An 11,612-nucleotide genomic window follows, 5' to 3' on the forward strand; every position below is an offset into this window, starting at 1 on the left:
ACAAAGAACGTATGGCGAAATTTGCCATACGTTCTTTGTGTTTATTTAGTACCCTTGAGTACCTTACTGAGCAGGCTCACTGACCAAAGACCAATTGATTGTGGCTTCATAGGACTCATCAACCTTTGCTTTTCCTCCTGGCACAGTAATTGTGACTTTTGTTGGGTCCCATTGGTAGGTGCTGATTTTCTTGCCAATACTATCGCTTCCTTTGTCCTTTGCCCCAAACAAGGTAGCTTCCCCGTTAGAGCCAATAGCAATTTCCTTTGCAGACATCTTGGCATTGGCACTATCGGTATCAATATCGCCAGAAAACTCAGAGTTTCTAATCTTACCTTTTGGTATAGTTAACGTTGTTCCGACAAGCGTTTCTCCTGTACTTGATTTAAATGCTTCTGGTTGACTAACTTTTACTGACCAGCCATTTATATCTGAACGATCGTCTGAAATCTGAATCCATTGCTTGGTTAATTTATTTCCTTGTTCATTCAATGGATTCTGAGCATTAAACGATGCATTATCATAAGAAAACGGTACTTTACCAAAGCTGATATTGGAAGGTGCATAATCCATTCGCAGAGAGCCTGAAGCACCCGTTCCTGGATTTTCCGTTCCTTCCGGCGGCAGATTGCCCTCTTGCGGGTTGTCTGGATCAACCGGTTTTGTCGGTCCGTTGCTTCCAATGGTGATTGTCACTGTTTTGTTTAAACCACCAATAACACCGGAATCTGCTTCAGAAACTGCCATCGTCACTAAGTACACTCCTGCAGCTTGTTTTACCGTTGAAAAATCATAGATAATTTTATCAGACAAATCAATTTTAGCACCATCCTTCAGCCTATAGGCTTCGGCTGCTATCTTTTCCTTAAGCAAATCCTTAAAAGCACTGTCGCTTAGTCCGTCAATATCCTGATTGGTTAAAGCTACGTCCAATCCGGTTAAATCTTCTGCTTTATCTAACACGTGCAGCTTGCTTGAAAAGGTTGCTTCATTTCCAGTAACATCCACAGCTATTATCGTGATATCATAGGTTCCAGCAGCTGCTAAATAGCCTGCTAATACATCTTCACCTACAGTAAAGGCCGCTGTTGGTTCCCCAACAGGATTCGAATCCGTTAGATCAGGAATGAATCGTGAAACATCTGGCATAGAAGAACCTACTGTTACGTATGGCTCTACTGGTGTACCAGTAGGAGCAGTCGTATCAGCAACTACTTTACTTGCTGTATCGGACTTCCCATTCAAGTAAGCATAAGCTTCGATGGTATTTCCAGCCACAAACGGAATATTTTCTTTTTGAGGCACTTCAAATTCAAAATGTCCATTTTCATCCGCTTGAACAGTATAATTTTCCCCCGTACTTCCATCTAAACATTCAGTTGGATCAGGAATAGTATTATTACTTTCCGGAAAAGAGCTGTACCCACCAGCAACTACCTGATCGGAAATTCGAATCAAGGCTTTTGCATTGGTCGATCCACTGATTATTCTGGAATCTTCGCTGGCTGGATTATCGACTGGCTCATTGTCAATTGTTACTTTAACATCGGGAATAAACTCAAAGGCTAAACGTTGAAAACCGTTCGTAGTACCTGTATTGTAATTATCTTTGAAATTTTGTGCTGTACCAGCAGTTGTTGAATTTCCTTGAATACTAGTCGAAGCTACCGCCGTATTAGTATAAGGAATAACCATACCAAACATTGGATTCCAATCATAATCAGGCTGAGCATCGTTTAGCGCTGTGCCCGATCGTTTCCAAGCTTTAACTCTTTGAATATCCACCAAGAAGTTTCCGTTCATATTAATTAAAGCACTGGTCGCAGCGGGCTCTTTAGTAAAACCAAAGTCGACTAATTTAGCATCTGTAAATTGGAAGGATGAATTTGTTCCAATAGTAAAGATATAACGAGCACGATCAGCGGACAGCTGAAAATTTCCTAGACGCTGAACAGTAAATTCAGCATAGCTTCCCACAGATACGACATCATTGTCAGAATTGGTTCGGCCTAATGAATTTACATTTAAGGTCGAATCAGTCCCAACAATAAAACCAGTTCTCCTGCTGGCACTCCCATTTCCAAGCGTGATGATACTATTTTGATACCCCACAGCTTGAATATCTAAGCTTGAGCCGGTATCGATAGACATCTTTGCAAACTCACCAATATTCAAAATCGGATTCGTCCCCGTCCCAGTACTAGTCATATTTAAAATCATTTGACTATGATCAGACATGTTAAACGCTGGATAGTTAGTCGTATAACGGTTTAGACTTAACGCAGTAGCTCCTGCAGCGGCATCCGTTATATCCATCTCAATAGTGCTTCCATTTATTAAGTTGAACGTACCTGAACGTCTAAAATGTATAATCCCATTCGTACCAGAATGCGAATCCTTATTAACCTTCATCTTCGCACCGTTCTCCATAGTAAAGGTACTTCCAGTGGCATCAAACCAGACAACTCCCATATCATTACGTGTGCCATCTCCAGGATCCGTATACGTATAGTCTATTTCTGAATTTTTTTTCATAATAAAACTCGATTGATCACGGGCACTAATCCCGTAGGCGGATGATCCCTCATATGTCCCCCCCGCCTGCCTGCCGGCAATCAAGTTTAATTTGGCATTTTCATAAATGACGACTTCCCCAGCAGCAGTCAAATCAATATTCGCACCATTGTAGGTTTCTAATGTGGTAACCGAATCTGCTAAAAACTCAATATTGGAAGATTCAAAGTTCTGTTGTCTATTGTATTGCGTAGTAACACTGGTCCCATCAATTGGTGAAATGTAGGATGTTTTGTCGAAACGACTGATAAAATCTCCCGAGATTTGTACGGGCATTCCTTGTGAACTCAATACCTGTGATCCATAGTCATTTACGTTATGGAATTTTTGAATGGAGCCTCCACCAGTTGCTCGAACTGCACCATAGTAATTCCCATGATACATGTTTAGATTTTGAACCGTTACATCGGCAGTTCCGGTAATATTCGCTCTGTAAGTTTTAAAGTCGATCAGCATACCGTTTCCTTCAATAATAATTGGCCGTGTTTTACTGCCTGCTCCCGAGACATTTCCACTTAAGGCAAATGATTTTGCTATGCTGATTCCTTTAATCGAAGTGTTGCCTAATGCTTTATTAAATTCGGTTTCCGACCTCACCAAGGCTATTTCACTTTCAGCTAAGCTGTGCAAATCGGTTTCTACCGACTGATAGGCAGCGGTTATGCCATTTACAGGTAAATGCGGGTAACTATACTGAGCTAGATATTGAGCTACCGTCAAATCATCTGGTAAATCCGGAGAAACTACCATTCCGTTTTCTAAATTGGCAAATGCCGTATTTTGACGCTTTTCTGGTACTTCAGCTTCCACTGGCGTTTGGGATTCTGAAGTCTCCATTTTTGCTTCTGGTAATTCACTGTCTGCAGCAGTTTCCTTTTTACTGTTATCTGTTTCTTTAATCTGAGGAAGCAGCGTGAGCTCATTCGAATATAACGCCGGCTCCTCGCCTTTTCTTATTACTTGAAGAATTGTTTTACTCTCCAGCTTTTCAGTATCTACTTCCAGATACACCACTGCCTCGGTCGCTTTTTTGTCTAAAAATTGAAAGCTTACCTGATCGGCTTGATCCTCAATAGAAACTTTTGAAGGAGAAGACTGATACGTCACTCCCTCTGGCAAAAGAAACGCATAGTGAGGGTCTTCTAACCATGTATCTTCTGTTGTTACTGTTTGATCTTCGATAGTCACCTCAATTTGCTGGGTTTTCTCAGTCAAATTGACATTATCTCTTCCGTCGACACTAATTTTTAGTGGTGATTCAGTGAAATCAAGAGCGGTTTGCGCAAAAGCCGGTACACTTAAGATGAGTGATTGCATACACAAAAAAAGCACACCAAGAAAACTAATCCATTTTTTCACATCTTTTCACCCACCCTGTTTTGTTGTCTTATTTTTAGCAGCAATAGACCAATTAGCAACAGCAAAAGCCCCAATACACTAAGCTGTTTGTTAACACTATCGTTGGTTTTAGGGAAATTCTTGACTGCGCCATTTCCCTGCTGACCTGCTCTATATTGAGCACTTTGATTCACTAATGTCGACTCTCCTTGCGGGCCGCTAGGAATATTGGGCTCCGGCTGTTCTTGATCTCCCCAGCCGCTTAACACAACTGAACCTTTCGTTGTCGCAATAGATTCTTCTGCATGAACCTTTGTGGGAGCCGCTAGTAAGAGACTCGCGATAAGTGACAGACCGAGAAACAAAGAAAATAGTTGCTTCATATGCTTTCCTTTCTACGATCCCCGCTTCTTATCCTTATTTCTTTTAACAAGTATAAAGATGAGAATCACAATAATTACAATCCCAAGTCCAATCAATACATAAATCCACCAAGGAGTCGGCGCTTGGGCATCGTTAATTGCCTCTTGGTTCATTTTTTTGGCTTCATCAGAAGTGATCGTAAAATCCTGATCCCATGCCCACCTTTTCTTATCCCACTTAGGATCTGTTGTCTCAGCAGTTAGTCTTAAGGTATAATCGCCAGCCTTCATCTGACTTTCATTTAGAAAAATAGGAAAAGGAAAAGTAGAATTTGGCGCCATGATCATCTTTTCCGCACTATTTTCAAACAGTACATCGTAACTGCCCTTTTTCATCACTTTTCCAGTGATAGTCAAATTGGAAACAATCGCTGGGCGATCGTTTTGAACATTTGCATTGATTACTTTTCGGTAATTATTTAAGCCTGTAGTTACATTGATTAAATTAAGATTTGGATCATCGATTTCTTTTTCAACCGTAAGCTTGACTGCCATGGCATAGCTGTACTTATTTTTTATGACAATCCCTTGATCCTCATCCTTTGATTCTGCCTGTCCCATTTTTTCAAAATACCAAGAACCTAATATGACACCTTCTTCTGCTGAATCTGGAACTCTGATGATCGTACTGATCGTCTTTTCACTTTTAGGTGGCAGTGTCGTTTTTACATCAGAAGCCGCAATTTCAGCAATCTGGGAAAAAGGATGCTTCAAGCTCGGATCTTTTTCGTCTTGTTCAGTGGTATAGCTAATTTCCCCATTTTTATTAGTTGAAGCACTGAATAGCTTAGACTCGATCGTAATTTCTTCATCGGAAGGGTTGACCAGCTTTGCTTGAATTGTCCGCTCTTCTCCAGGCTTCACCAGTAAATCGTAAAACGAACTGCTGTCGCTAACTTCATCTCCTGGATCTACCTTTTGAACACTATAACCAATCCCCGCATTCACTTGATTAGAAGTCTCTTCAGCAACAGCGTGCTTAGCTCCCACGGTCATTGGCAAAGCCAACAATCCAAGCAGTACTAATTTCTTTTTCCATCCGACCATTTTTTCTCATCCTTTAAAATTGATTTATACCATAGGAGTTGCACTCAACACCCAATTAATAGTTGAGGTGAATGTCCCTTTTTTAGCTGCTCCTGCTGGAATATGCAGCAATTCTTCAGAAGAATCCCAGCTATACGTAGTTGTTCCTTTACCGACTAAATTGTTCAGGTCATCTACTGCGCCTACTAAAGTTGATTCATTTTTTCCAATTTCATGCATATTTGCGAATTCTATGTTGGGTGTTGCATCCGCCACAGTGATACTGCTGTCTACTACTGTCGGATCAGCTGCTAAGGTATTTTTCGCTTCACCTTCAGGAATATACAGCTGTGAACCAGTTAACTCTTTACTTTCATCTGAAAACTCTGTTCTAGACACCACAATAGACCAGCCACCTAGGCTGTCGCGGTTGTCTGTAATCTGTAAATAGTGGGTACCCGTTTTTTGTGATTCGTAAGTTCCGCCATTCATATCAATCTTTTGGATACCAAAATCGAAATAGCTTGGATAAACATCTAGAGATAAAGGTCCCCTTGTCCCTGTTTCCTCATTATTGCCATCTGGTAAGTTGGGATTAGGCTTTGTTGGATCAGTTGGGTCTTTTGGCCATGTAGGGTTATCATTATCTTCGAACTCAATTGATGCTCTACCTTGAGCTGGATCTGCACTTGATCCTAATCCTGCAGCATGGCTCACGGCAGAACCAGCAGATAAACTTAAGGCTGCTAAAAATACTGTACTTGCTACTACTTTAGTCAATTTCATAATCGTTGCTCCTCTATTATTGATAAACTTCTGCGCTTAAAACCCAATTTACAGTTGAAGTAAACGTACCCGTTTTAGCAACATTGGCTGGAATTGTTAAGCTTTCATTCGCTGCATCCCAAACATAAGTAGAAGTAGATTTACCCACTTTCGCAGTGCCATCCGCGCCAAAGACAGTTACGGCATTCCCTTCTCCTACAGGAATATCAACCGCACCAGCGTTAGACAATAATGCATCCTCTGCACTGGCATCTGGTGTATTCAATGCATTTCTAGCTGTTCCTGCTGGCAGACTGAAGGTTGAACCAGTCAATTCATAATTTTGATCATTGGCAAATTCAGTTCTAGAAACCTTGACACTCCAACCATCTGCATTATCCCGATTGTCAGTTACTTGCAAATAATGATTGCCAGTCAATTTTGAAGCATAGGTTTGCTCACTCATGCTGACTTTATGGGTATCAAAGTCAAAGGTTGAAGGATAAACATCTAAAGATAAAGGTCCTTTAGCATCTGTTTTGTCATTATTACCATCTGGCAGAGGATCTGGGTTAGGTTTTGTTGGGTCAGTAGGATCTTTGGGATCCGTTGCGTCATCATTTTCTGTGAAAGTAACCGTTCCTGTTCCTTCTGCTGGATCGGCAGCTGTTCCTGTTCCTGCCGCTTGAGTAATAGATGTTCCTAAAGTTAACGCACTTAAAACTAAAACACTAAATAAAGAAATTTTTTTCATTGTTCTTTTCACCATTTTCTAAAGAATTAATTTGTTGCTTCGGCTGTTAAGATCCAAGTGACTGTATTTGTATAGTTCCCTGCTTTAGCAACTCCAGTTGGAATCGTTAACTCTACATCAGCAGATTTCCACATTGAAGTGCTGGTTGCTTTTCCGCCTTTATCTTGACTTTTAGCTTCAAAAACCGTTTGTTCTGCTAAATCAATCTTTGCATCGTAGGTTTTCAACCGTGCATCAATATCAGTCGTTGGCGTGTTCAAACTGTTGCGTGCTTCTCCTGCTGGAATATTGATAGTGGTTCCAGTTAGGACTTTTGCGCCATCTGTTAAATAAGAGTCTTGTTTTACTTTAACGGACCAACCAAAAACATCAGAATCTCGGTTATCAGTAACTTGGAGGTATTGATTTTCAATAGGCGTACCATCATCAGTCGCATCACCAACGTTTACTGCTTGATAAGTATGCTCAGTACTGTACATTTTTTGCTGACCAAAATTAAAAGCAGCAGGAGCTACATCCAAGGATAATGGTCCCTTGTTTCCGGTTAGGCTCCCCCCGTTATCTTCTGGCGCTTTGTCGGAATCACCTGGCTTTGATGGATCAAGTGGATTTACCGGACCAGTCGGTTCATCATTTTCAATTAATTCAACCTGACCAGGTGTTTTAGCCGAACTTGCTTCTGCTGCCAATACCTTTTCTCCCTGTAGTCCTAAAGCAGTACTGCACAATAATAGTGAAGCCAGCACTGCAATATTTCTTCCTTTTTTCACTGTCATTCTCCTTTACAATATATTCTCTCTTTTAATAATAATTATTCCAAGAGCACACTATTACCATACGGCTCAGACCAGTAAAAAGTCAAAATTATGGGTCTAAATCCAGTGTTCCTTTTTATCAACAGCTGATTAAAAAATTTGAACACTACGGAAATTAAAAAACTAAATATCTATTTTTAAAACTTTTAAAAACCATTTACAAAGGCATTACAGGCCGAAATTCTTTTTATAAAGAAACGACATAAATGTTTTAAAATCACATGAAAATCCTAGATTTATCAAAAGGAAATGGATTCCCTCTCCTTGCTTCCACTAGCAAAAAAATAACAACTGTATACCATAAGCATTCTACAGCAAACTATTTTTGAAAAGTTTATTAGCCGCTTAGCTATCAGTTAAATTGGGATGTCAATCTGACGAACGCCTTGACCGAACCGGTAGAAACACGACTGGCGAAGTTCATCCTGCCCCATCAGGAACAGAGAAAATTTTTGTTTCGCTTGACCACTTGCACCGCTGTCATAACTGCCAGTTATCAGTACCTTTTACGCATAATCGGATACTCAGATTTTTTGATAAGCTGAAGAGCTATTACCAGATTGGTGTTGTTCAGGTGTTGAAGTGATGGGGGAGCATTTGGGTTGTTCAATGTGGCAGGATATCAGAAACTTTATACATAAAAAGTCACCCAGAAGAAGATATCTCTTTTGGGTGACTTCGTTTACACTATTTTCTTTTTTTAAAAAGGCTTGAGTTTGATTTATAAGCTTTTTTCAAGCGTTATTTGTTCATCCAAGACCGTTTGATGAAAGTTCTCTTCCACCAAAAATCGTTTGGACTCATACAAATAGGAATACTTGTCCAATAATTTATTAAAGGATTCGACTTGCTTGGCATTAGGCTTTATAACCCGATAATCTGTTGGGTAATCAAAGTCCGGATAAGCTGCTTTCAAAGCCCCAAAGGAAACAGCCTCTTCCATCTTGGTAACGCTGATTTCCTTGTTCAAAGCATCAGCCTTTAATTGAACCCACAATGGATTTTTTATGACTGGACCAATGGCAATTACTCGATTCACCTGCTCCATTGGGAAACAAGAAGCTACCTGTTTCATCTCTAGACACAGTCCTAAAATGATTCCCAACAAAACATCTTCTCTACGAGTCTCCAGGCTAATCCCATACATCAAGCCGCGCGATCGGCCATTTTTGAAGGGAGCACCTGATCCATTTAAATGAGGAATCAAAATCACAGGGTCCTCCAATGAAATTTTATCCTGCAAATACTGCTGATATAGTTCTTGGCAATCCTTTTCAAAGGCAGCCTGATCAATGTTGAAAAATTTTTGATACCATTCAAAGGCATTTCCTCCGGTAGGCATCGAAGAAAACAGCGTATAATAGCGCGGATCGGTAAAAATCCCATTCGATAACGATTCCTGAAAGGATTTTAATTTCAAAAATGGTTGGCTGTTAATTAACAGCAATCCCTCAGTCGTCCCAGTAGAATTCAGCAAATCTTTCTCATGAATATCGATTCCCAAAGCCCCTACCATGTGATCGTGGCCTGCAATTCTTACTGATATGCTTTCTTCTTTTAATAAATCAAGCTGCCCAGTCGAAGTCCAGCCGACAATCGCTCCTGAACCAACCACCTGCGGAAAACAAATCTGCTCCTGCAGTTGAAAAATGGCTAAAATTTCTTGGGACCAGCAACGCTGCTGCAAATCAAAGCACATCGTTCGACTAGCCATCGAAAATTCCGTCATCATTTCTCCTGTCAAATAGAAACAAAACAAGTCGGGAATGTTTAACCAGGTTAAATGTTGCTCTTCAGTAAGGTCGAAATGATCCACTAACCACTTGATTTTAGGAAGACTATAATTTGTGTGGGCCGGTAATCCAGTAATTTCATAGATGCGCTGTTTTTGCTTTTCAGTCAAAGCATTCACATACTCCGATGCACGCTTGTCATACCAAGCGATTAGCGGTGTCACCACCTGTCCCTGTGAATTCACTAATACACCAGCTTCACCAACACTGGAAATATTGATCGAATCAATATCTCCAGCATTGCTTGCTACAAAAGTCGTCAAGATTTCCAACAATTGATGCCAAATTTTGTCTAAATCAAACAATTCACCAAACTGATCCTGTTGTTTACTTGTTTGAAAACTTTCACGAGAAACCAATCTACCAGTGGCGATCTCAAAAAGGGAAACTTTAGAATTAGTTGTTCCGATATCAATTGTTATGGAAAACTTTTTAGCCATTCACTGACTTCCCTTCTGCTGCTGAAGGATCTTCCACCATATGCGTTTGCTTGTAGGTAATTTTATACAACCAGAACAAAGCAATACCCACAACCGGAATTAAAATCAGAGCAAGTATGTTGCCATTAAATATTTGCATCAGCCAAAAGCGCAATGGATTTCCGCCGTCCAAGAAACTGGAAACTAAACCGCTAGAGCCTTCTGGGAAACTGAAATTAACATCTTTAGCCATTCCGGTGATAAATGGTGCAATCGCCGAAGCAATGTACAAATCGCCAATCATGATTGGAATAGTAATCAAAACAGCACGGAACACGTTTCCTTTAGTAGAAAGGACTACCATCGAAGCCATAACTGCTAGATTCGCCAAATCACCCAATGGTAATACCGTGTTTCCAGGTAAAATGAAGGCCAATACTACCGCAATAGGCGTCAATAACAAGGCTGTTGAAATAATCGCTGGATTTCCTACTGCAACTGCAATATCTAATCCGATATACAAATCATCACGATCTGGATAGCGGCTGTTTAAGAATTTTTTGATGGCTTCAGAAATTGGAAGCAAGCCTTCCATCAAGATACGGACCATCCGCGGCAAAATGAACATAACTGCTCCGATACTAATCCCTGTTGATAAAATATCTTTCAAATCATATCCTGCTGCTGCACCCAGTAATAGTCCCAAAATGGTACCAACCATCATTGGTTCGCCAAAAATCCCAAAACGTTTTTGGATACTAACCGGGTTAATATCGATTTTTCTGATTCCTGGAATCATGTCAATGATCCGATTTCCCAGCAATCCAATCGGAAAGAATGTAATAGAAGAGACGGTTGGCATCGAAATACCTTCCAGACCAAAATATTCTTCACCCATAGGAGCTGCCCAATCGGCCATTTTCAAAACAATAATCGCAATCACTGCTGATGCTAGGATTCCCAACCAGAAACTTCCTGTGCTATAATAGACAAGTGTTCCTGCAAGCGCAAAGTGCCAGTAATTCCACATGTCCACGTCAACTGTTTTTGTTTGGTTAATTGCCAGCATGATAATATTGATCAGCATGGTTAACGGAATAACAAATGGTGCAATAGGTGATCCCCAAGTAATTGCTGATAAAGGCGGCCAACCTAAGTCAACTACTGGGAGATTAATTCCTGTTTGCTCAACCATGGCTTGCGCTGCAGGACCTACATTATTGGTCAAAATATCAAAAATTGCGTAAATACCAACAAAACCAATTCCTACGGTTAAGGACGAACGCAGCGCCTTCGCTGGTTTGATTTTGAACACTAATGCTAAGATAAATAAAACTAGGGGCAGCATTACAGTTGGTCCAAACCCCAGGATATACTGTACTACATCATATAAAGTCTGCGAGATGTTTTCCATACTATTCTCCTTTTAATTGAGCATAAATTGCATTTAATACCTTCTCTTCACCCACACCTGTAATTAACGCCAAGCCATTGATCACTGGTGTTGTTAATTCATAAGGAATTTTTGTAGTTGAAACAATCAAATCTGCATCATCTGAATTTTGTTGTACAGAAGCTACATTGGTTTGAGAATAATTCACATCATTCATCCCTTTTTCATTCAAAAACTCCATTACCTTTTCCGTTACCGCGGTTGATGTTGCAATCCCTGTTGCACATACAAACAATAAATTTTTAGCCATCTT

9 protein-coding genes and 1 pseudogene are annotated in these 11,612 nt (G+C 40.3%); 1 reads left to right on the top strand and 9 read right to left on the bottom strand.

The genetic code is table 11. From position 1 onward, the window contains the following. Positions 1–63 precede the first annotated feature (63 nt). From I588_RS18530 to I588_RS18555, 6 genes are read right to left on the bottom strand one after another with little or no spacing between them, the layout of a single operon-like run. Positions 64–3,933, bottom strand: coding sequence for a WxL domain-containing protein (locus tag I588_RS18530; protein WP_010758388.1), 3,870 nt, complete (start codon positions 3,931–3,933; stop codon positions 64–66). Next, positions 3,930–4,295 carry an EF2685/EF0750 family sortase-dependent surface protein gene (locus I588_RS18535; protein WP_010758389.1) on the bottom strand — a complete coding sequence of 122 codons (366 nt, stop codon included), beginning with the start codon at positions 4,293–4,295 and terminating at the stop codon, positions 3,930–3,932. Before I588_RS18535 ends, I588_RS18530 begins: the two co-directional genes overlap by 4 nt. Positions 4,296–4,307: 12 nt before the next feature. Further along, positions 4,308–5,381, bottom strand: coding sequence for a WxLIP family cell surface protein (locus tag I588_RS18540; protein ID WP_010758390.1), 1,074 nt, complete (start codon positions 5,379–5,381; stop codon positions 4,308–4,310). A 24-nt stretch (positions 5,382–5,405) separates the two neighbouring features. Further along, positions 5,406–6,146: a WxL domain-containing protein gene (locus tag I588_RS18545; protein ID WP_010758391.1), complete on the bottom strand. Its 741-nt coding sequence runs from the start codon at positions 6,144–6,146 to the stop codon at positions 5,406–5,408. A gap of 16 nt (positions 6,147–6,162) precedes the next feature. Continuing rightward, a complete protein-coding gene (locus tag I588_RS18550; protein ID WP_010758392.1) occupies positions 6,163–6,879 on the bottom strand; it encodes a WxL domain-containing protein in 717 nt (238 codons plus the stop codon). A gap of 26 nt (positions 6,880–6,905) precedes the next feature. Continuing rightward, on the bottom strand, positions 6,906–7,649 hold the full coding sequence (locus I588_RS18555; protein WP_010758393.1) for a WxL domain-containing protein: 744 nt from the start codon (positions 7,647–7,649) through the stop codon (positions 6,906–6,908). A 389-nt stretch (positions 7,650–8,038) separates the two neighbouring features. On the opposite strand from I588_RS18555, the pseudogene I588_RS28230 reads away from it, so the two are divergent. Next, a pseudogene (locus I588_RS28230) lies at positions 8,039–8,212 on the top strand (cyclic nucleotide-binding domain-containing protein); the annotation flags it as partial. Positions 8,213–8,415: 203 nt separating this feature from the next. Here the strand turns inward: I588_RS28230 and I588_RS18560 are convergent. Genes I588_RS18560 through I588_RS18570 form a run of 3 tightly spaced genes read right to left on the bottom strand, consistent with a single transcriptional unit; the run spans position 8,416 to position 11,609 of the window. Further along, a complete protein-coding gene (locus I588_RS18560) occupies positions 8,416–9,927 on the bottom strand; it encodes an FGGY-family carbohydrate kinase (protein WP_010758394.1) in 1,512 nt (503 codons plus the stop codon). Next, positions 9,920–11,320 (bottom strand): PTS galactitol transporter subunit IIC, encoded by a 1,401-nt coding sequence (locus I588_RS18565; RefSeq protein WP_010758395.1) that lies wholly within the window; start codon positions 11,318–11,320, stop codon positions 9,920–9,922. Before I588_RS18565 ends, I588_RS18560 begins: the two co-directional genes overlap by 8 nt. A 1-nt stretch (position 11,321) precedes the next feature. Then, positions 11,322–11,609 carry a PTS sugar transporter subunit IIB gene (locus I588_RS18570; RefSeq protein WP_010758396.1) on the bottom strand — a complete coding sequence of 96 codons (288 nt, stop codon included), beginning with the start codon at positions 11,607–11,609 and terminating at the stop codon, positions 11,322–11,324. Positions 11,610–11,612: the final 3 nt, after the last annotated feature.

Source organism: Enterococcus pallens ATCC BAA-351, from assembly GCF_000407485.1.
GTDB classification, from domain to species: Bacteria; Bacillota; Bacilli; order Lactobacillales; family Enterococcaceae; genus Enterococcus_A; species Enterococcus_A pallens.